General features: G+C 66.8%; 17 protein-coding genes. 10 read left to right on the top strand and 7 right to left on the bottom strand.

What is annotated here, in order from left to right; translation table 11 throughout:
- Positions 1–92: 92 nt before the first annotated feature.
- Both E5554_RS02410 and E5554_RS02405 read left to right on the top strand, forming a co-directional pair.
- A complete protein-coding gene (locus tag E5554_RS02410; protein ID WP_136185881.1) occupies positions 93–1,001 on the top strand; it encodes an SDR family NAD(P)-dependent oxidoreductase in 909 nt (302 codons plus the stop codon).
- A gap of 98 nt (positions 1,002–1,099) precedes the next feature.
- On the top strand, positions 1,100–1,492 hold the full coding sequence (locus E5554_RS02405; protein ID WP_136185880.1) for a group III truncated hemoglobin: 393 nt from the start codon (positions 1,100–1,102) through the stop codon (positions 1,490–1,492).
- Between the two features lie 30 nt (positions 1,493–1,522).
- Here E5554_RS02405 and E5554_RS02400 read toward each other — a convergent pair whose 3' ends face one another.
- From E5554_RS02400 to E5554_RS02390, 3 genes are all read right to left on the bottom strand, one after another.
- Positions 1,523–2,299: a DUF4019 domain-containing protein gene (locus E5554_RS02400; protein ID WP_136185879.1), complete on the bottom strand. Its 777-nt coding sequence runs from the start codon at positions 2,297–2,299 to the stop codon at positions 1,523–1,525.
- 68 nt (positions 2,300–2,367) lie between these two features.
- A complete protein-coding gene (locus E5554_RS02395) occupies positions 2,368–2,805 on the bottom strand; it encodes a c-type cytochrome (protein ID WP_136185878.1) in 438 nt (145 codons plus the stop codon).
- A gap of 49 nt (positions 2,806–2,854) precedes the next feature.
- Positions 2,855–4,483 carry an AMP-binding protein gene (locus tag E5554_RS02390; protein ID WP_136185877.1) on the bottom strand — a complete coding sequence of 543 codons (1,629 nt, stop codon included), beginning with the start codon at positions 4,481–4,483 and terminating at the stop codon, positions 2,855–2,857.
- Positions 4,484–4,637: 154 nt separating this feature from the next.
- Between E5554_RS02390 and E5554_RS02385 the strand changes: the two genes are divergently transcribed.
- Complete coding sequence (locus E5554_RS02385) at positions 4,638–6,137, top strand: CoA-acylating methylmalonate-semialdehyde dehydrogenase (RefSeq protein ID WP_125989431.1); 1,500 nt, start codon at positions 4,638–4,640, stop codon at positions 6,135–6,137.
- A 129-nt stretch (positions 6,138–6,266) separates the two neighbouring features.
- Positions 6,267–7,601, top strand: coding sequence for an acetyl-CoA hydrolase/transferase C-terminal domain-containing protein (locus E5554_RS02380; RefSeq protein ID WP_136185876.1), 1,335 nt, complete (start codon positions 6,267–6,269; stop codon positions 7,599–7,601).
- Here the strand turns inward: E5554_RS02380 and E5554_RS02375 are convergent, their stop codons facing one another.
- Entirely contained in the window at positions 7,602–8,372 is a 771-nt protein-coding gene (locus E5554_RS02375; protein ID WP_136185875.1) for a thioesterase family protein, read from the bottom strand.
- A 198-nt stretch (positions 8,373–8,570) separates the two neighbouring features.
- Between E5554_RS02375 and E5554_RS02370 the strand changes: the two genes are divergently transcribed.
- Both E5554_RS02370 and E5554_RS02365 read left to right on the top strand, forming a co-directional pair.
- Positions 8,571–9,656 carry an endonuclease/exonuclease/phosphatase family protein gene (locus tag E5554_RS02370; protein ID WP_136185874.1) on the top strand — a complete coding sequence of 362 codons (1,086 nt, stop codon included), beginning with the start codon at positions 8,571–8,573 and terminating at the stop codon, positions 9,654–9,656.
- Complete coding sequence (locus E5554_RS02365) at positions 9,653–10,822, top strand: TonB-dependent receptor (RefSeq protein WP_136185873.1); 1,170 nt, start codon at positions 9,653–9,655, stop codon at positions 10,820–10,822. Before E5554_RS02370 ends, E5554_RS02365 begins: the two co-directional genes overlap by 4 nt.
- Before the next feature lie 22 nt (positions 10,823–10,844).
- Here E5554_RS02365 and E5554_RS02360 read toward each other — a convergent pair whose 3' ends face one another.
- Positions 10,845–13,238: a membrane-bound PQQ-dependent dehydrogenase, glucose/quinate/shikimate family gene (locus tag E5554_RS02360; RefSeq protein WP_136185872.1), complete on the bottom strand. Its 2,394-nt coding sequence runs from the start codon at positions 13,236–13,238 to the stop codon at positions 10,845–10,847.
- A gap of 197 nt (positions 13,239–13,435) precedes the next feature.
- On the opposite strand from E5554_RS02360, the gene E5554_RS02355 reads away from it, so the two are divergent.
- From E5554_RS02355 to E5554_RS02340, 4 genes are read left to right on the top strand one after another with little or no spacing between them, the layout of a single operon-like run.
- Positions 13,436–15,559, top strand: a complete 2,124-nt coding sequence (locus E5554_RS02355; RefSeq protein WP_136185871.1) for a TonB-dependent siderophore receptor — start codon at positions 13,436–13,438, stop codon at positions 15,557–15,559.
- The gene (locus E5554_RS02350; protein ID WP_136185870.1) at positions 15,556–15,864 is read left to right on the top strand and encodes a ketohydroxyglutarate aldolase; all 309 of its coding nucleotides are present in this window, start codon (positions 15,556–15,558) and stop codon (positions 15,862–15,864) included. The genes E5554_RS02355 and E5554_RS02350 overlap by 4 nt, the downstream gene beginning before the upstream one ends.
- On the top strand, positions 15,861–17,375 hold the full coding sequence (locus E5554_RS02345; protein WP_136185869.1) for a PepSY-associated TM helix domain-containing protein: 1,515 nt from the start codon (positions 15,861–15,863) through the stop codon (positions 17,373–17,375). Before E5554_RS02350 ends, E5554_RS02345 begins: the two co-directional genes overlap by 4 nt.
- Positions 17,372–17,686 (top strand): DUF3325 family protein, encoded by a 315-nt coding sequence (locus E5554_RS02340; protein WP_097384879.1) that lies wholly within the window; start codon positions 17,372–17,374, stop codon positions 17,684–17,686. Before E5554_RS02345 ends, E5554_RS02340 begins: the two co-directional genes overlap by 4 nt.
- On the opposite strand, the gene E5554_RS02335 is transcribed toward E5554_RS02340, so the two are convergent.
- On the bottom strand, positions 17,683–19,053 hold the full coding sequence (locus tag E5554_RS02335; RefSeq protein WP_136185868.1) for a HAMP domain-containing sensor histidine kinase: 1,371 nt from the start codon (positions 19,051–19,053) through the stop codon (positions 17,683–17,685). The two genes, E5554_RS02340 and E5554_RS02335, sit on opposite strands and share 4 nt — an antisense overlap.
- Entirely contained in the window at positions 19,050–19,778 is a 729-nt protein-coding gene (locus E5554_RS02330) for a response regulator transcription factor (RefSeq protein WP_136185867.1), read from the bottom strand. The genes E5554_RS02335 and E5554_RS02330 overlap by 4 nt, the downstream gene beginning before the upstream one ends.
- Between the last annotated feature and the right edge of the window lie 131 nt (positions 19,779–19,909).

The raw sequence follows: 19,909 nt of genomic DNA, 5'->3' as shown, positions 1-19,909 counted from the left end.
CGTGGCGATGCCTCGCCGCCCCGGCTTGAACCCGCGCGCGCGCCGCGTCACCCCTGCGCCATCATCTGCATAATCCAGCGAAAGGCCCGCTCATGTCCGAACTGCGCTACGACGATCGCGTCATCGTCATCACCGGTGCCGGGCGGGGGCTTGGCCGCGCCTATGCGGAACTGCTGGGCGCACGCGGGGCCAGGGTCGTGGTCAATGATCCGGGCAGCGCGGTGCGCGGCGAGGGGATCGACGTCGGCCCGGCGGCTGAAGTGGTTGCCGCGATCCAGGCGCAGGGTGGCGACGCGATCGTCTCGACCGACAGCGTCGCCACGCCGGAGGGCGGCTGCGCCATCATAGAGGCGGCGCTCGACCATTATGGCCGGATTGACGGGCTGATCCACAATGCCGGCAATGTCCGCTACGGCTCGATGCAGGCGCTCAGCCAGGAGGATTTCGACGCCGTGCTGGACGTTCATCTGCGCGGCGCCTTCCATGTCGCGCGCGCTGCCTTCCCGCATATGTGCAAGGCGCGCTATGGCCGCATCATCCTCACCAGCTCGATCGGCGGCCTCTATGGCAACAGGGATTGCGTCAATTACGGCATGTCCAAATCGGGCATGATCGGCCTCAACAATGTGCTGGCGCTGGAGGGGGAGGCCGAAGGAGTCAAATCCAACATCATCGTGCCCGGCGCCGTCACCCGCATGGCCGAGGGGCTGGATATCTCCCAATATCCGCCGATGGGGCCGGAACTGGTCTCGCCGGTCGTCGCCTGGCTGGCGCATGAAAGCTGTTCGGTCACCGGCGAGATGCTGGTGTCGATCGCCGGCCGGGTCGCCCGCGCCTTCATCGCCGAAAGCAAGGGCGTCTATCAGCCCAGCTGGACGCCGGAGGATGTCGGCGCCCGCATCGACGCGATCATGGACAGCCAGGATCCGCTGGTCTTCGGGCTGGAGGGCCATGTCGATCACATCCGCTACAGCTTCGGCCGCGCCGTCGCGGGGGAATAGGGCGCGTTCCGGTTGTATCCGGCCGATCGTATCCGGCCAGTCGAATCCCGGCGGTCGATGCGCTATGGATCGGGCATCCCCGTGCGGAGTCGGAACCCATGAAGGCGGAACGGATCGACGAGGCCAGCCTGCGCCAGCTGGTCGAAAGCTTCTATGCCCGCGTCCGTGCGGACGACCGGCTCGGTCCGATCTTCAACGACGCCGTGGACGACTGGCCGACGCATATCGACCGGCTGGTCGATTTCTGGTCGTCGGTGATGCTGTCGTCGGGCCGTTACAAGGGACAGCCCGTCCCGGTGCATATGGCGCATCGCGACCGGATCACGCCCGACCTGTTCGACCATTGGCTGAATCTCTGGTCGCAGACGACCGACGCCGTCATGGTTCCGGCGGCGGCCGCCGCCTTGCAGGACAAGGCGCAGCGGATCGCGGAAAGCCTGCAACTCGCGCTGTTCTTCCGGTTGGGGGCGCCGCCGGCCGCGGGGGCATGAAGGGCGCGCGGATCCGCGCCCCTGTCCGCCTTATTCGATCGTCACGCCGACCACGCGCCAGGCGCCATTTTCGCGATCCAGCGTCACCGTCTCGATCGCCTGCGCCTGGTTGGCGTAGCTGGCGCGGAATTTCACCACTTCATAGCCATGGGGCGGGGCGGGCAGTTCCTCCTGGCTCAGCAGGCTGCGGGACTGGAGGGTGCCGAACCGGCCGCGCATCGTCTGCGACACCTCGGTCCAGACCTGCACCGTGTTGAGTTTCTGGAAAGCGCTGCCGGTGCCGCGATAGCTCTCGGCCCATTTGTCCTGGTCGATCAGCGCCAGCCATTGGCGCGCGGCGTCGACGACTTCGGCATTGTGGGCCTGGGCGGCGGCCGGCATCGCTTGTGGTGTGGGGGTGGCATCGGGCAGGGCGGCGAGGGCCAGCAAGCCAAGGACAAAAGTCATGAGAAGCACTCCAGGCAGGATCGGGCGCCGGCGATCGGCCGGCCCCACGCCGACTACCGGCGCCTCGTCCTGATCCGCTTCGACCGGGGCTGCGTCTGCCCCCAATAGCCTGTCCCCCAGAAAATCGGGGGGCGCCGTGTCGGGCGTGCCTTCGGCTTCCAGCAACAGGCGGGCGGCCTCGCGGCTGCTCGACACCGCCATCTTGCGCCGGGCCTCGCGCAGCCGTTCGTTGATGGTATGGACCGACAGGTCCAGGCTGCGCGCGATGGATTTCGCGTCATGACCCCGGACCATCAGGCGCAGCGTCTGCTTTTCCTTCTCGGTCAGCGCCCAAAGGCCGTCTGTCATCCCGCTGGTCATGGCGCCAGATGTACGAAGCCCCCGGCGCGCCAGCTACCCCAAAAAATTCGTATCTTTGGCGGGGCCGGTCAGTCCGACAGGCTGCGCAGATAGGCGATCAGGTCGGCGCGCGCGAGCGGGTCGGGGATACCGCTGAACTGCATCTTGCTGCCGGGCACGAAGCGCTGCGGATTGGCGATCCAGGCGTCGAGCGCCTTGTCGTCCCAAACGCCGCCCTTGGCGCGCAACGCGGCGGTATAGCCGAAGCGGGCGCTGTGCTGACCGATCGGCTGGCCGTAAATGCCGTGCAGATTGGGGCCGCCGGTGTCGGGGCCGCCGGCGCTGCTGGTGTGGCAGGCGGCGCAGGTGCCGAACAGGCGGGCGCCGGCCTTGGCGTCAGCCACCGTCATCAGCTTTTCCAGCGTCGGATTGGGGCCGGCCGCCTTCAACCGCTCGGCGCGGCGATCGTCGGCACAGCCGATCAGGCTCAGGGTCAGCAACAGGGCGGCGGAGGCATGGCGCAACATGGCGCGCCCATGCCCGATCGGCGGGCGCGCGGCCAGCGGACCAATTGTCCTACGACGCCGCTGGTGCGGCCTCTTCCACCAGCCGGGCGCGGATCTGCTGTTTCAGCACCTTGCCGGCGTCATTCTTGGGCAGCGCGTCCCACAGCGCCACCGCCTCGGGATATTTGAAGCGCGCGACGCCATGGCCGGCCAGATGCGCGGCCAGCGCGGCGACATCGGGTGTGGCGCCAGGGCGCGGCACGATCACCGCCACCGCCCGCTCGCCGGTGCGCGCGTCGGGGACGCCGACGATCGCGATCTCGGCAATGGCGTCATGGCCGACCAGCAGATCCTCGATCTCCCTGGGCGCGATATTCTCGCCATTGCGGATAATCAGATCCTTGATCCGGCCGGTCACCACCAGATGGTCGCCATCGGCCCAGGCGCCCTGGTCGCCGCTGCGATAATAGCCGTCCGGATCGAAGCTCGCGGCCTCATCCTCCTTGTGAATATAGCCGACCATCATCTGCGGCCCACGCGCGCGGATCTCGCCATCCGGCGCGATGCGGACGGTGGCGATGCCGGGGCGGCCGTCGGTCTCGGCGGCATGGGCGACATCGGCCCGGTCGATCACGCCGACGGTCGTGACCGGCAATTCGGTCGATCCATAGACGCGGCTGACCACCGCCTGCTCGAAATAGGCGGCGGCCTCGCGGATCAGCGCCGGCGGCACCGACGCGCCGCCACAGATGAACAATTTGAGTGCTGGCAGCCGCGTATCCGCCGCGCGCGCCGCCGCCAGCAGATGTTGCAGGAAGGGGGTGGCCCCGGCCATATGGGTGCAATCGGCTTCGGCCATGATCCGCACCGCATCGTCCGGGTTCCACTGTTCCATCAGGATCGCCGTCGCGCCCAGCAGCAGCGGCGTCTCGAACGCGTAGATCGACCCGCCGATATGGCTGATCGGGGAGGGCACCAGGAAGCGGTCGCCCGGTTCGACCAGCCAGTGGCGGCCGATCTGGCGGATCAGCGCATTGATCGAATTATGGCTGTGCATCACCCCCTTGGGCCGGCCGGTGGTGCCGCTGGTATACATCACCATGCGCACCTCGTCGGCATCCAGCGCGGGCAGCGGCCGGCCGGTCGGGGCCGAAGACAACAGGGCGTCATAGGCGCAAACTTTGCCATCTTCCGCCCGGACGATGACGATCTCCGGCGGGTTTTCCATCTCCGCCGCCACCCGTTCCAGCATCGCGCCATAATCATGGCCGCGGAAGCGCTCCGGCACGAAGATCATCCGGCTGTCCACATCCGCCAGGATGAAGCGCAAATCATGGTCGCGCAGCGACGGCAGGATCGGATTGGCGACCATGCCGGCCAGGGTCGCGCCCATATAGATGACAGCCGCCTCCTGCCAGTTGGGCAGCATGAAGGATATGACGCTGCCGACCGGGAAGCGCGCCAGCAGCGCCTGCGCCAGACGCTGTGCCTGATCGTGCAGGCCCGCAGCGGTCAGGCAATGATCGCCGTCGATCAGCAGGATGCGGTCGGGCGTGTCGCGGGCGGCGTTCGCCAACGCATCGGCGGCGGTGTCCGATCGCCACCAGCCATCGGCATAGGCCTGCGCCGCCTGATCGGCGTCCCAGCGTATGTCCCATCCTGCGGCGGTGATCCGCCGTCCTGCTCCTGTCCCGGCCATGCTCGCTCCGCTGTCGATGGATGAGCCATGCGAAAGAAGCGCCGACCGGGCAAGCGCGGCGCCGATCCACCGTCCCCGCGATCAAATCGGCTGGCCGGTTCCGACCCTTCCGATCCTCCTTTATGGCCGACCCGATCCGTTTCGAGAGGGCAGCATGCGCATAGTCGACAATTTCATCGGGGGGCAGCATCGCGCATCAGCGTCGACGCGCCTGGGCGACATCTTCAATCCCGCCACCGGCCAGGTGCAGGCGCAGGTCCGCCTGTCGGCGCCCAGCGAACTGGATGAAGCCGTCGCCAATGCGCAGGCCGCCCAACCCGCCTGGGCGGCGATGAACCCGCAGCGCCGCGCCCGCGTGATGTTCAATCTCAAGGCGCTGATCGAACAGCATATGGACGAACTGGCCGAACTGCTGTCGGTCGAACATGGCAAGGTTCATTCCGATGCCAAAGGCGATATCCAGCGCGGCCTCGACGTGGTCGAATTTGCCTGTGGCATCCCGCATTTGCTGAAGGGCGAATATACCGAAGGGGCAGGTCCGGGCATCGACGTCTATTCACTGCGCCAGCCGATCGGCATCGCGGCCGGCATCACCCCGTTCAACTTTCCGGCGATGATTCCGATGTGGATGTTCGCGCCGGCGATCGCCTGCGGCAATGCCTTCATCCTGAAGCCCAGCGAGCGCAATCCCTCTGTCCCGGTGCGCCTGGCCGAACTGGCGATGGAAGCGGGCTTGCCGGCCGGCATCCTGAACGTCGTCCATGGCGACAAGCAGGTGGTGGACGCGATCCTCGATCATCCCGCGATCAAGGCGGTCAGTTTCGTCGGCTCGTCCGACATCGCCCAATATGTCTATGGCCGGGGCGCTTCGAACGGCAAGCGGATGCAGTGCATGGGTGGCGCCAAGAATCACGGCATCGTCATGCCGGATGCCGATCTGGATCAGGCGGTCGCCGATATTCTGGGTGCGGCCTATGGTTCGGCCGGCGAACGCTGCATGGCGCTGCCGGTGGTGGTGCCGGTGGGCGAGCAGACCGCGGTGGCGCTGCGTGCCAAGCTGGAGGCGGGTATCGCCGGGCTGCGTGTTGGCGTGCCGAGCGATCCCGATGCCCATTATGGCCCGGTGGTCAGCGCCGCGCACAAGGCGCGGATCGAAAATTATATCCAGATGGCGGTCGATGAAGGCTCCGAACTGGTGATCGACGGTCGCGGCTTCGCGCTGCAGGGCTATGAGGATGGCTTCTTCCTCGCCCCGACCCTGCTCGACCGCGTGACGCCGCAGATGAAGAGCTATCAGGAAGAGATTTTCGGTCCCGTCCTGCAGATGGTCCGAGCCGAAACGTTCGAGGAAGCGATCAGCTATCCGACCAAGCATCAATATGGCAACGGCGTCGCGCTCTTCACCCGCAATGGCGATTTCGCGCGCCGCTTCTGCGCCAATGTCGAGGTCGGCATGGTCGGGATCAACGTGCCGATCCCGGTGCCGGTCAGCTATCACAGCTTCGGCGGCTGGAAGCGCTCGGGCTTCGGCGACATGAACCAATATGGCATGGACGGCGTGCGCTTCTACACACGGGTCAAGACCGTCACCCAGCGCTGGCCGAGCGGCGGCGCGGTGCTGGATCAGAGCTTCGTCATCCCGACCATGGGCTGACGCGTCTCCTGAGGGGGAGAAGGCAAGGGCGGGCCGGGCGACCGGACCCGCCCTTGGTCCTTTTGCCGCGTGGTGAAACGCGCGCTGGCCGCTATAGGTTAGGGATCGACCACAGGAGAGAGGCGATCCATGACCCCAAAGGGCGACCAGGCATTATATCAGCAGACACGGCGTTCGGCGCAGGAGGCGGCGGCGCTGATCCCGTCGGGTGCGAAGATCTGCATGGCTTTGGGTACCGGTCAGCCGCCCGCCCTGCTCGCTGCCCTTGCCGAACGCGCCCGGTCCGGTTCTGTCGCTGATCTGCGTATCTATTATATGCTCTGCACCGGGATCGCCGGGGCCAGTGTGTTCGACTTCGCGCTGCGCGACCGGATCACGCCGATGAGCCTGTTCCATGGCGGCGTCGAACGGACGCTGGATCGCCAGCATGGCGACGCGCATCTGCCGATGGTGGATTTCCTGCCCTGCCATTTCAGCCAGGTGCCGCGCGCCATGGTCGAGCATGTCGGCGTCGACACGCTGATCGCGACGGTCGCGCCGATGGATGCGGACGGCAATTTCAGCCTGGGAACCGATGTCGACTATGCGCTGGCGGTGGCGCGCAAGCCGGGCACCCGGATCATCCTGGAGGTCAATGCGCATATGCCCTATGTCCAAGGCGACTGCATGATCCCCTTGTCGGCCGTGACCGCGCTGGTCGAGCATGATGTCGCGCTGCCGACTCTACCGGCCATCACCCGCACGGCGGTTGACGACGCGATCGGCGCGACCGTCGCTGGCCTGATCCGCGATGGCGATTGCCTGCAGATGGGGATTGGTGCGCTGCCGGAGGCGGTGTGCGCGGGTCTCGCCAACCATCGGCATCTGGGCATCCATACCGAGATGATGACCACGGGCCTCGCCGGACTGATGCAGTCGGGCGTGGTCGACAATAGCCGCAAGCAGATCCATGCCGGCAAGGCGATCTACACCTTCGCACTTGGCGATCAGGCGCTTTATGATTTCCTGCACGACAATCCGGCGGTCGAGGCGCATCCGGTTGATTATGTGAACAACCCGTTCCTGATCGCGCGCAATGACAATATGGTGTCGGTGAACGCGACACTGCAGGTCGATTTCCACGGCGCCTGCAATTCCGAATTCGTCAACGGGCGACAATTCAGCGGCACCGGCGGACAGGTGGATTTCGTGCGCGGCGCCTATGCTTCGCGTGGTGGACGATCGATCATCGCCTGCCATTCGACCGCGGCGAAGGGCACGATTTCCCGCATCACCCCGCGTCTGGACGGGCCGGTGACGACGCCGCGCATGGACACGCATCTGATCGTCACCGAATATGGCCTGGCCGACCTCAAGGGAAAGTCGGTGGGGCAGCGGGCCAAGGCCTTGATCGCCATCGCCCATCCCGATTTCAGGGAACAACTGGAGCGCGCCGCATTCGAGGCAGGATTGTTCGCCGGCTGATCAGCGCGGACGGATCGTCAGCCATTGCGACACGGTGCCGATCGCGCCGTCCCGGTCATGCAGGATGCTGTGGGTAAGGCCGATGCCGTCGGCGCCGAAGGAAACGGTGACATCGCAACCCAGCCATTCGCCGACCGGCGCGCGGAAGATATGGGCGGTGAGGTCCAGATTGGGGAAGGCGGCGTCGGCGGTCGATACCAGGGGTGCCAGGCCATTGGCGGTATCGACCAGCCCCATGGCGCGGGCGAGCGGTGATACCGCCTCATCCTCGATCAGCGCATGGGACGTGCGAATCCAGCCAATGGCGCGGCCCGGCGCGACATATTGGCGGCGGGCATCGATGCTGGCGATGAAGCCGCCGGGCCATTCGCCGGTGCCGTCCCAGGGTGCCATGGTTTCCGGGCCGGGAATGGGATCGAAGCCGCCGCCGGCGATCGCGCTTGTGTCATAAGCCTGGGCCAGCCAGGCGCGCAGCAGGATTGCCGGCCGGCCGCCATGGCTGAGCCGCGCTTCGACCAGTTCGATGGTGCGGCCGGGTCGGATGACGCTGACGTCGATTTCGACCGTATCGAGCGGGATGGTGCCCAGGATATCATAGGACAGGCGCCCCAGTTGCAGCGGATCGGGCCGGCGGGATTTGGCGTCCACCTCGATCGCATGGGCCAGCAGGCCGATCGCGGGGGCAACATGCTGCTCCGTCACGTTCCAGGCGCCGCCGACCAGTTCCGTCGGGGTGAAATGGCGGGCATCAAGCCGCCGGAAATAGGCCATGGGGTCCTCTTCATTGCCGTCTGGGCGGGTCTGAGTTCCCCTATCAGCTGGAACCGTCCGCCCGCAAGCTGACGGCGAAGATGACAGTCCGGCGTCGGTCGGATGACGATTGCCGCCTTCAAAATTTAACCCCACTGCCGCGCGAACGACACGAGCGTGACTCATGCGCCTGCTAGGAAGGACGCAGGGGAATGAGGGATGGCGAAGCCTTTGCGTGCCATATTGGTCGCGAGCCTGGCGGTCTTGGCTGCCACGGGATCGCAGGGCGAAAGCCGGCAGAGCGACGCTGCCGGGCTAGCGATGACCGCGCCGCAGCCGGATAGGCCGCTGTCGGTGATGACCTATAATGTCATGGGCCTGCCCTGGCCGGTCGCGTTTGGCCGGGACGAAGCGCTGGGCCGTATCGCCGATCGGCTGGCGGCGCTGCGCCGGGTCGGGCGCCAGCCGCATATCGTCCTGCTGCAGGAAGCCTTTTCGCCGCAGGCCGCGCAACTGGCGCGCCGCGCCGGCTATGCCCATGTCGCGATCGGACCGGACAGCGGATTGCGCACCGCGATCGCGGCGGGGACGGAGGACCGCAACTTTCTGCAGGCGGCGCGCTGGGACCGGGGCGAGACGGCACCCAAGCAGTTGAACAGCGGTCTGCTGATCCTGTCCGATTATCCGATCGCCGGCATCGACCGCATGGCCTTTCCCGATTTCGCCTGCGCCGGCTTCGATTGCCTGGCGAACAAGGGCGTGCTGATCGCCCATCTGGCGGTGCCGGGCTTCGACCGGCCGGTCAGCATCGTCAACACCCATCTCAACGCGCGCAAGGCGGCGGGCGTGGCGATCGCCCGGTCGCAGCGGGCATTCGACCGGCAGGCCGGGTTGCTGACCGACTTCGTGCGTGCCCATGTGCCGGCCGGACAGCCGATCATCCTGGGCGGCGACCTCAATATCGGCGGTGATCGCAACCGCATCCACGCCTTCTTCGCCCGCTGGGCGCGGGCGGGCATGGGCTTTGTCGCGGCGCATCTGGGCGGCGCGCGGCGGGCTTTGGCGGACAGCCTGCCATCCGATGCCGGCACGCATCGCGATCTGGAACAGGCGAGCGCGCGCGGCAAGGACTGGCTGTTCGCGCGCGACGATCGTGGCCGGCCGATGCGGGCCGTCCACACGGCCGTGCCCTTTGGTACGGAGACGGAGGGTGCGCCGCTGTCCGACCATTTCGGCTATATGATCGCCTATGAACCGGAACGTCGCGCCGGGGCCGCTATCCAATTGGCGCAGGTGGCGTCATGACGATGATCCGCTGGATGGTGGTGCCGCTGGCAGCCCTGGCGTTCGCGGTCCCGGCATTGGCGCAGACGATTGACTCCGACCATGGCGGCTTTGTGCTGAAACGGCCCTTGCGGTTTTCCCTGCTGCCCGCGCCGCTGGACGGCGCAGCGAAGCCAGCGCGCATCTATGCGGTCGAACTGGCGCCATCGCCGGCCGAGCCGGCGGCGATCGGCATCGCGGTCCAGCGCAAGCGCAACCGGATGGTGGCGCTGCCCGCGCGGCGGATCGGCGCGGTGCCGCTGCCCGCCGACCTGTCCGGCGATGCCCAGCCGCGCAGCAGTCTGATGCTGGTCGACGCCCATGGCAGCCTGTCACTGGCGGACGGCTTGCAGGCCGAACTGGGCTGGCAGGGGGCCAAGCTCAACAATCGCGGGGCCAATGTGACGGCGCTCTATGGCAGCGACGCAATCAAGAGCCGCGACCTGTTCTTGCCGACGGGGCGGCTGGCCTATGACGCCGCGCCCGGCGTCACCCTGCGCGCGGATTATCGCGAGACGATAGAGGCCTATGCCGGGGTCGGCCTGTCGGGTGCGCTGGGGCTGACGCGCGAGGCGTTCCGCACATTGCAGGCCGGTTTGCGGCCGGAACGCGACAGCCGCATGCGGCTGGGCAGCGACTGGATGGTGGCGCCGGACCTGACATTGGCGGTCGATGCCTTTGACGGCGATGTTCAGGACCGGCTGGCCTTCGTCGAGGACGGCTATCTGCCGGTCAATCGCGGGTCGGCGCATGTGCGGGGGCTGGCGATGCGGGCGGAACATCGGCTGACGCCCGCGCTCAGCCTGTCGGCGCGCTACCATATGGCGCGACTGCGCCCGGAGCGGGGCGGCCGCGTGCAGGAACAGCAGCTGATGCTGGAAGGACTGTGGGCGCTGGGGCCATGGCGATGCCGGGTTGCTGCGGCGCAGAGCAGCGCGCCGGCGCTGATGCAGGATGATGGCGGCCTGCGGTTGGAGGCCGGCATCGATTATGCGTTGGCCGGGCGTCGACCGATGCGGGTGGGCCTGCACCTCACCGACCCCGACCAACTGGCGAGCAGCCGGCTCCTGCGCGCCGATGCCTCCGGCGCGGCGCGGCCGGAGGATCAGGCGCAGGCACTGATGCTGACCGCCGCCCTCGCCCTGTAGGCGGGAGCGGCGGCACGGCCCGTCAGTTCAGGGCATAGGCGATCAGTGCATCGCCCACCGGCGTCTGCATGAAATGATGACCGCCGGCCATGATGACCAGATATTGCTTGCCATTCTGGCTGTAGGTCATCGGCGTCGCCTGACCACCGGCGGGCAGCACGTCCTGCCACAAAGTCTTGCCGGTCTTGAGGTCGATCGCGCGGATCAGATTGTCGGTCGCCGCGGCGACGAAGATCAGTCCGCCCGCCGTCACCACCGACCCGCCATTATTGGGCGTGCCGATCGTCAGCGGCAGCATCGAGGGGATACCGAACGGTCCGTTGGTGCGCGCGGTGCCGAAGGGACGATCCCAGATGGTCTTGCCGGTGGCGATATCGATCGCGCGGATCCCGCCATAGGGGGGCTGCTTGCAGAGCAGGCCGGTGAAGGGCAGGCGCCAGCCGGCATTGACGTCGATCGCATAGGGGGTGTGCGCCTGCGGATCGCCCGCGCCTTCCGCCCCGCCAATTTCGCCGCGTGCCTGGTCGCGCGGCGCCCAGCCCTTCTTGTTGGCTTCCTTGCGGGGCACCAGCCGGACATAGTTGGGCATGTCGTTATAATTGGCGACGATCACCCCGCGTGCCGGATCGACGGCGATGCCGCCCCAGTCGGTGCCGCCATTATAGCCGGGATATTCGATCGAGCGCTTGTCGGCCTCTGGCGGGGTGAAGAAGCCCTTGTAGCTCGCCCGGCGGAACTGGATGCGGCAGATCATCTGGTCGATCGGCGACATGCCCCACATGTCCTTTTCGGTGAGGTCGGGCTTGCGCAGCGTATGGTAGAGCGAGATGCGCTGGGTCGCGGCGCGCTGCGCTGGCTCCACGCCGATCTGCGGCGCCTTGATGTCACCGACCGGGGTCAGCGGCCGGCCGGTGCGGCGATCGAGCACATAGATGTCACCCTGCTTGCTGGGCAGCAGCATCGCCGGCACCGGACCGCGCGCCGTCGGGAAATCGATCAGGGTCGCCTGGGCGCCGAAATCATAGTCCCACACATCCTTGCGCACCGCCTGGAAATTCCAGCGCGGCCTGCCGGTCATCACGTCGATCGCGACCAGCGAGGTGGCGTAGCGATTTTCCTCTGGCCGGCGCAGGCTGCTGTAATAATCGGCGGCGCTGTTGCCCATCGGCAGATAGACGAGGCCAAGCTGCTCGTCGCCCGAGGCGATCGTCCACATGTTCGGGGTGCCGCGGGCATAGGTCTGGCCGGCCGGCGGCGGACCGCTGCGTTCCGGGTGCATCATGTCCCAGGCCCAGCGCATCTTGCCCGTGACCGCGTCATAGGCCTGGATCACGCCGGACGGCGCCCAGCGATCCTGCCCGTCCAGCACCTGATGGCCGGTGACGATCACGCCGCGCACGATGGTCGGCGGCGAGGTGATGGAGACATAGCCCGGAGGGACCTGGCCCATGCCGTCGGTGATGCGGACCTGGCCATTGTTGCCGAAGTCGCGACATTGCTGGCCGGTGCGGGCATCCAATGCCATGATCCGCGCATCGAGCGTGCCGAGGATGATGCGCTGGGCGCAGGGCGCGTCGGCCGCGGCGCCGGGCACGGCATAATAGCTCACCCCGCGGCAAGCGGCGGTATAGGGAATGGCCTCGTCCGACACCTTGGGATCGAAGCGCCATTTCTGCTTGCCGGTGGCGGGATCGAGCGCGATCACCATGCTCTTGGGCGTGCAGACATAGAGGGTGTCGCCGATCTTGAGCGGCGTGTTTTCCGCGCCATAGGTGTTGCGGATCTGGGCCGAGGCCGGCAGGTCGCCGGTGTGGATCAGCCAGGCGCGCTTGAGGTTACCCACATTGGCCGGCGTGATCTGGGCGAGCGGCGAATAGCGCCGGGCGCTGTTGGTGCCGCCATAGGCCGGCCAGTCGGTGCCGGTGGTGCCGATCGAGGGATCGGCCATGGCATAGCGGGCGTCGGGCAGACCCTGCAGCACCGGCGGGATGAAGTTGCCGGCGATGCTCCAGAAAAAGCCGATCGCGACAGCGAAAGTGACAGCCACCCCGACCCATGCACGGCGCCAGCGACCCGCGCTGCGGTCGAGCGTCGGCCAGACCAGTTGCAGCGCGATCAGGAGGACCAGCGGGGCGACGACGCGCGGCACCAGTGCCCAGGGATCAAGGCCCACTTCCCAATAGGCCCAGAGCAAAGTGACAGCGAAGATGACAATGTAGAGCCAGCCGCCGGCCTTGCGCCCGCGCGCCAGCAGCACGCCCGCGACGATCAGGGCGATGCCGGTGACCAGATAATAGGGCGAGCCGCCCGAGATCAGCAGCCAGGCACCCCCGCCGGTCAGCACCAGCCCGATAAGGCCGAAGACGATGCCCAATATCAGGGCGGCGATCGATCGGCGGGGCGGTGCGTTTGTCATGGTCGGATACTCCCTGGGCAGGAGGCACGGGCAGGTGCCGGTTTACAAAGGAGAAACCGACCAGCTTCGTTCCAGACATGAACAAAATTTCATCTTCGTGGCGCGATTGTAGCGCGCATGCAATGCTAATGCGTTTGACTCGCATTCTGGACATGCCTAACGCGCGGCGCAGATAGAGAGCCATCGGGGAAATCATAATGCGTCTGTCCTTGCGCCGCTTCCTGTTGAGCAGCAGCTTTGCCCTTGTCGTGATGCCGCATGTCGCCCGCGCGGCAGAAGCGGACAACGCCGCAGAGGACGCGTCGCGGATCGTCGTGACCGCCGCCAACCAGCCGTCCAGTTCCGCCACCGCCCTGTCGCTGTCGGTGCGCGAGACGCCGCAGTCGGTGACGATCATCAATCGCGAGCGGATCGAGGATTTCGCGATCACCAATGTCAACGACCTGCTCGACCAGACGATCGGCATCAATGTCGAGCGCGTCGAGACGGACCGCACCTACTTCAACTCGCGCGGCTTCGACGTGTCCAACTTCCAGGTCGACGGCGTCGGCCTGCCGCTCGCCTGGGGCATCCAGTTCGGCGACCTCGACACCGCCCTGTTCGAGAATGTCGAGGCGGTGCGCGGCGCCAATGCGATCATGACCGGCATCGGCAATCCGTCGGCGACGATCAACTATGTCCGCAAGCGGCCGCTCGACGAGTTTCAGGCCAAGGGCACGGCCCAGGTCGGTTCGCGTGACCTGTGGCGCGTGGAGGGCGACGTCAATGTCCCGGTGACCGATACGGTGTCGGCGCGTTTCATCTATGCGCATGAGGATCGCGACACGCATCTGGACTATAACCATATCAATCGCGACGTTTTTGGCGCGATCCTCGCCTGGCAGGTGACGCCCGATCTCAAGGCGACGGTCGGTCACACGCGCCAGGAAAATGACGCCGACGGCGTGCTGTGGGGGGCGATGCCGCTGGTGTTCACCGACGGCACCCGGATCGACTATGCGCGCTCGGCGACCACCTCGGCCGACTGGACCTATTGGAACACCAAGGACCAGAATAGCTTTGGCGAACTGGTCTATACCATGGGCCAATGGACGCTGAGCGGCATGTTCACCTACAAGCGCTTCCAGGAGAATGCGAAGCTGCTCTATGCCTATGGCTATCCCGACAAGGAAACCGGCGAGGGCGTCTATGGCATGGCGGGCATCTACCCGTCCGACTATAAGCAATATCTGGGCGATTTCAGCGCGACCGGCCCGTTCAGCCTGTTCGGCCGCGAGCACAAGCTGGTGATCGGCCTCTCCTACGCCAAGTCCAATGCCAAGGAGTGGGAGAATTTCGCCGAGGACAGCGCGCTGGTCTATCCGTCGGTCTATGACTGGGGCAGCGCGCAGGTGACCGAGCCGGATTATCCGGGCGAATATCTGGCCGCCAAATATAGCGACGAGCTGACCCGCCTCTATGGCGCGGCGCATCTCAACTTCACCGACCAATTGAAGGGCGTGATCGGCGCCAGCGCGATGTGGATCAAGTCGTCCGGCACTTCCTATGGCACCGATCAGGCGCGCGACGACCACAAGATCAGCCCCTATCTCGGCCTGCTCTATGACGTGACGCCCAACGTCACCCTCTACGCCAGCTATACCGATATCTATAATCCGCAGGCCGAGGTCGACGCGAATAATCGCAAGCTGGATCCGGCCAAGGGCACCAGCATCGAGGGCGGCATCAAGAGCAGCTGGTTCGGCGATCGCCTCTATGCCACGGCCACCGTGTTCCGCGCCAAGCAGAAGGGGCTGGCCGACTATGCCGGCACCTTTGGCGAGGATGGACCGGGCAAGGTCGGCGGCAGCTATTATGCCGGCGTCGATACCACCTCGACCGGTTTCGAGCTGGAAGTGGCGGGCAAGATCACCGACCAGTGGACGCTGAGCGGCGGCTATACCCAATATGATATCGAGGATGACGAGGGCAACGACACCCGCACCTGGCTGCCGACCAAGTCGCTGAAGCTGGCCACCACCTATCAGGTGCCGCAGCTCAACGACCTGAAGCTGGGCGCGCAGCTGCGCTGGCAGAATGCGATCAAGACGACGCTGACCGATGTCTATGACGGCGATGTTTACATGGGCGATGTGGTCGTTAAGCAGAAGAGCTATGCCGTGCTCGACCTGATGGCGGGTATCCGGGTGGTCGATCATCTGCGGGCGAGCGTGAACGTGAAGAATGTCACCAACACCAAATATCTGGGCAGCCTGATGTGGGGCCAGGCCTTCTATGCCGCGCCGCGCACGGCGGTGTTCACCTTGAGCGTCGACTATTGACGAAGGCGGCGGCTCTGCGCGCCCGTAGCGGCTGGCGTTATCGCGGCAATGTCGCGCTGCGCACGCTCGCGGGCACGGTGGGCGCCTATGCGGTGGCGGCGCTGGCGGCGATGCTGCTGGCCCGCACCCTGCCGATGGGCCGGCTGGAGGCGGTGACGGTGGCGACCATGTTCTCCTATCTGTTTGCGCCAGCAGTAACCGTGTGGGCCTTCCTCGCACGCGGCCCCTGGGTGGCGCTCGGCGGCGTGATAGTTCTTTCCGCACTGCTGGCTGGGCTGGTCTGGACGAGCGGAGGCTTTGCATGAGCGGGGCATCGGCGATGGTGCGGGATGGCGTGCGGCAGGCGATGGCCTGGCTGCACGGCTGGACCGGGCTGTTGCTGGGCTATGTGCTGTTCGTCATGTGCCTGGCCGGGACGCTCAGCGTCTTCAAGCCGGAGATCGGCCGCTGGATGCGGCCCGAGGTGACGGCGCAGGCGGACAGCAAGAGCGCGATCGTCGCGGCGACCGGCTGGCTGTCGAAAAATGCGCCCGGTTCCACCGGCTGGTATCTGACCGCGCCTGACGGCCGGGCCAATACGGTCGAGGCCTCCTATGACCAGGGCAGCGACTATCTGTATCGCGCGCTCGATCCGGTGACCGGCGCGCCGGTTGCGCGCGAGACGCTGGGCGGCGAATTCTTCTACCGCCTCCATTTCGAGCTGGAGATTCCCTATCCCTGGGGCCGGCTGCTCGCCTCGCTGGCGGCGATGGTCATGCTGGTCGCGCTGGTCACCGGCATCATCGCGCACAAGCGCATCTTCAAGGACTTCTTCACCTTCCGCCCGGCCAAGGGGCAGCGGTCCTGGCTCGACGGGCATAATGCGACCGGCGTGCTGGCCATGCCCTTCCACCTGATGATCACCTTCACCGGGCTGCTGACGCTGGCGTCGCTTAACATGCCCTGGCCGATCAGTGCCGGCTATGGTGACAAGGTGATGGAGATGTACGAGGCGCTGGCGCCGGGTTCGGTGACCCGTCCGGCGGCCGGCAAGCCCGCGTCGCTGGCGCCGATCGCACCGATGCTGACAGCGGCCGAGCGCGCATTTGGCGGCGGCCATGTCGGCCGCGTCTATGTGTTCAATCCCGGCGACGCGGCATCGGTCGTCACCGTCTATCAGTCCGATGCCGACACGATCGGCTATATGCGGGGGCAGGCGAGTTTTGACGGGACCACCGGCCGGCTGCTCAAGAGCTGGGTCGAACGGCGGCCGGCGATGCGCACCTATCAGGTGGCCTATGGGCTGCACATGGCGCGCTTCGCACCGATGGCGACGCGCTGGCTCTATGTGCTGGGCGGGGCGATGCTGACGCTGGCGATCTCGACCGGCATGGTGCTGTGGATCGCCAAGCGGCGCGAGCGCCAGCCGCTCTCGATCGGCAATCGCATCCTTGAACGGCTGAATGTCGGCGTGATCACCGGCGTGCCGCTGGGCGCCGTGGCCTATTTCATCGCCAATCGCCTCTTGCCGATCGGCATGGCGGGGCGGCCGGACGCGGAAGTGTCCGTGGCCTTGTGGACGGCGGCGGCGGCCGTGCTGGCCGGGCTGGCGCTGCGTCCGGCCATTGGCTGGCCGCTGATGATGGGGCTGCTCGCCTTTGCCTGCGCGTTGGCGGCGGTGCTGGGGCCGGTCTGGTCGACCGAACCGGTCCTGCTGGCCGGCAATCTTCTGTTCCTGGCCATGGCCGGCGCGCTTGCGCTGATCGTGCGTCGGCAGATGCGGCGGCGCAATGCGCCAACGCCAGCGCGACGGCGGATGCGGGAGCAGCCGGCATGATCGTCGCGGGACTGCTCTATATCGGTTTCTTCGCATTGGCGGCGGCGATGACGCGGCATGGACCGGCGCTGCTTGGCCCCTGGCAACGCCATGGGCTGGCCCGGCATCTGCCGCTGCTCGGCTGGAGCGCGATTGCCCTGTCGCTGCTCGGCGCGATCCTGGCCGGCGCCGACGGGATCGGCGTCGTCACCTGGTGCGGGCTGCTGCCGCTGATGGCGGGGGCGGTGCTGCTGGCGCTGACCTATGGGCCCCGGCTGGCGCGTGGCGGGCTGCTGCTGGCATTGGCGCTGATGGTCGTCGGCGCGGTTTAGGCCGCCTTCATCTCGATACTGGCGATCAGCCCGCCATCGGGTGCATTGCGCAGCGCGACGATCGCACCGAAGCTGAGGCCCAGTGACCGCGCGATGGTGAGGCCGATGCCGGTGCCGTGCCGGCCACCCGGCTGGCTGCTGGCGCCGCGGGTGAAGGGTTCGAACATCTGGTCCAGATTCTGCGGCGGGATGCCGGGACCATGGTCGCGTATCTCGATCGTGACATGGCCGGGCGTGCGCAGGCAGCTGATCTTTGCGCATCCGCCATATTTGACGGCATTGTCGACCAGATTGCTCATGCAGCGGGTCAGCGCATTGGGCTTGACCCGGACCGACGCGCCACAGCCGGCGGCGAACTGGACCGGGGCGCCCAGTTCCTGCGCATCCTCGGCCATGCTGGCGAGCAGGGAATCAAGGTCGATCACCGACCATTCCTCATGCGTCTCGGTGCTGGCGGCAAGGTCCAGCCCTTCGCGCACCAGCCTCTGCATCGCCTCATGATCCTGCAGCAGGCGGGCGCGCAGTTCCTCATTCTCGACCAGCTCCAGCCGCAGCCGCAGCCGGGTGAGCGGGGTCTGAAGATCATGGCTGATCGCCGCCAGCAACTGGGTCCGTTCGGTGAAACCGGCGCGGACGCGGCGCTGCATCAGGTTGAAGGTGGAGAGGGCGGCGCGCACCTCCTCCGGCCCGCGCTCGGGAATCTCCTCCGGGTCGCGCGACACGGAAAAGGCTTCGGCGGCCTGGGACAGGCGGCGCAGCGGCTTGGCGGCGATCCGGCCGATCAGGATCGAGAGGCCGGCGGCCGAGAGCAGGATGACGACTAGATAGGCCGGACTGAACAGCGAACTGGGCGGTCGGGCGAGGCGCGGGAAGGTGAGCGCCATGCCGCGGCGCTGGCCAGTCGCGTCGGTCATGCGCACGATCCAGCAATCGGGCCGGGGCGCGTCGATCAGGCCGGCGGCGCGGCTGCGCCCGGCATCCTTGTCCGGGAAGCAGAGGCCGAAGGGCACCTGGCCCGCCTCCGGCTGGGCGCGGGGCCCGAAACGCCGGGCGAGCGCGGCTTCGAGATCGGGATCGGGCTCGTTGATGGAGATGCCGTCAGGGGCGATGGAAGCGCCGACAATGCCGTGATTTTCCAGCATCTGCTGGACGCGCACCGGATCGCGGCGCAACCGGTCGGCGACGTCGAAGGCGCTGGCCAGCACGCGCTGGCGGCGGACGCGTTCGAAATCATGGCGGCGGCCCTGTTCCGATACGGCAAGCGCGAGGATGGCCGAGAGCGAGATGCCGACGGTCAGCAGCACGAAGATATGCCCCGCCATCGAGCGGAAGAAATCCCGCACGCGCTGCACCGGCTGGCCGATCATTCGTAGCGCACCGGGCTGGCGAGGACATAGCCTTCGCCCCGAACGGTCAGGATCAGGTCAGCGCCGCCGGTGGCGCCGGCCAGCTTCTGCCGCAGGCGGCTGACCTGCAGGTCGATGGTGCGGTCAAAGGCGGCGGTGGCGCGTCGTTCGGGCAGCAACGTCTCGCGCGCCAGCACGACATTGGGCTCCTCGATGAAGCGGGAGAGCAGGCGGAATTCGGCGGAGGACAGCATCACCAGCCGGTCATCGGGGGCAATCAGCCGGCGTTGCAGCAGATCGAGCCGCCAGGGACCGAAGACGGCATAGCGGGACTGGTCGGCGGGTGCCGGGGCCTCGACGCGGGGGCGGCGCAGCAGGTTGCGGATGCGCACCAGCAGCTCGCGCGGCTCGAACGGCTTGGTCAGATAATCGTCGGCGCCCAGTTCCAGCCCCAGCACGCGGTCGATCGCGCTGCCGCGCGCCGTCACCATGATGATCTGGATGCCCGATCCTTCGCCGCGCAGCTCGCGGCACAGCGACAGGCCGTCGCCATCGGGCAGGTTGAGATCGAGCACGATCAGGTCAACCGGCTGGTCGCGCAGGGCCTGGCGCAGTTCGGCGAGGTTCGATGCAGAGAGCAGGTCGTAATTTTCCTGTCGCAGCTGATCGACGATCAGACCGCGAATATCGGCATCATCGTCGACGACGATGACGCTGTTGCGGCGGGGATCGGACAGGTCAGCCATGGTGCGCTTCTAGCGGCGGATATTGCAAAAGTCTGTGCCTCTACCGGGGATGATACAGGGCGATACAAAGCGATACGCGTTCGGATGTCACGCGACATGATGATGCGTCAGGATATCAACTTGGTCTAGCA

The organism is Sphingobium sp. PAMC28499, from assembly GCF_004795815.1.
Lineage (GTDB): Bacteria > Pseudomonadota > Alphaproteobacteria > Sphingomonadales > Sphingomonadaceae > Sphingobium > Sphingobium yanoikuyae.
The sequence above is the reverse complement of the archived record's forward strand: the minus strand, read 5'-3'. Positions and strand labels throughout refer to the sequence as shown.

Coding starts and splice junctions, on each gene's coding strand:
- E5554_RS02410 (WP_136185881.1), top strand. CDS start 93: ATGTCCGAACTGCGCTACGACGATCGCGTCATCGTCATCACCGGTGCC.
- E5554_RS02405 (WP_136185880.1), top strand. CDS start 1,100: ATGAAGGCGGAACGGATCGACGAGGCCAGCCTGCGCCAGCTGGTCGAA.
- E5554_RS02400 (WP_136185879.1), bottom strand. CDS start 2,299: ATGACCAGCGGGATGACAGACGGCCTTTGGGCGCTGACCGAGAAGGAA.
- E5554_RS02395 (WP_136185878.1), bottom strand. CDS start 2,805: ATGTTGCGCCATGCCTCCGCCGCCCTGTTGCTGACCCTGAGCCTGATC.
- E5554_RS02390 (WP_136185877.1), bottom strand. CDS start 4,483: ATGGCCGGGACAGGAGCAGGACGGCGGATCACCGCCGCAGGATGGGAC.
- E5554_RS02385 (WP_125989431.1), top strand. CDS start 4,638: ATGCGCATAGTCGACAATTTCATCGGGGGGCAGCATCGCGCATCAGCG.
- E5554_RS02380 (WP_136185876.1), top strand. CDS start 6,267: ATGACCCCAAAGGGCGACCAGGCATTATATCAGCAGACACGGCGTTCG.
- E5554_RS02375 (WP_136185875.1), bottom strand. CDS start 8,372: ATGGCCTATTTCCGGCGGCTTGATGCCCGCCATTTCACCCCGACGGAA.
- E5554_RS02370 (WP_136185874.1), top strand. CDS start 8,571: ATGGCGAAGCCTTTGCGTGCCATATTGGTCGCGAGCCTGGCGGTCTTG.
- E5554_RS02365 (WP_136185873.1), top strand. CDS start 9,653: ATGACGATGATCCGCTGGATGGTGGTGCCGCTGGCAGCCCTGGCGTTC.
- E5554_RS02360 (WP_136185872.1), bottom strand. CDS start 13,238: ATGACAAACGCACCGCCCCGCCGATCGATCGCCGCCCTGATATTGGGC.
- E5554_RS02355 (WP_136185871.1), top strand. CDS start 13,436: ATGCGTCTGTCCTTGCGCCGCTTCCTGTTGAGCAGCAGCTTTGCCCTT.
- E5554_RS02345 (WP_136185869.1), top strand. CDS start 15,861: ATGAGCGGGGCATCGGCGATGGTGCGGGATGGCGTGCGGCAGGCGATG.
- E5554_RS02340 (WP_097384879.1), top strand. CDS start 17,372: ATGATCGTCGCGGGACTGCTCTATATCGGTTTCTTCGCATTGGCGGCG.
- E5554_RS02335 (WP_136185868.1), bottom strand. CDS start 19,053: ATGATCGGCCAGCCGGTGCAGCGCGTGCGGGATTTCTTCCGCTCGATG.
- E5554_RS02330 (WP_136185867.1), bottom strand. CDS start 19,778: ATGGCTGACCTGTCCGATCCCCGCCGCAACAGCGTCATCGTCGTCGAC.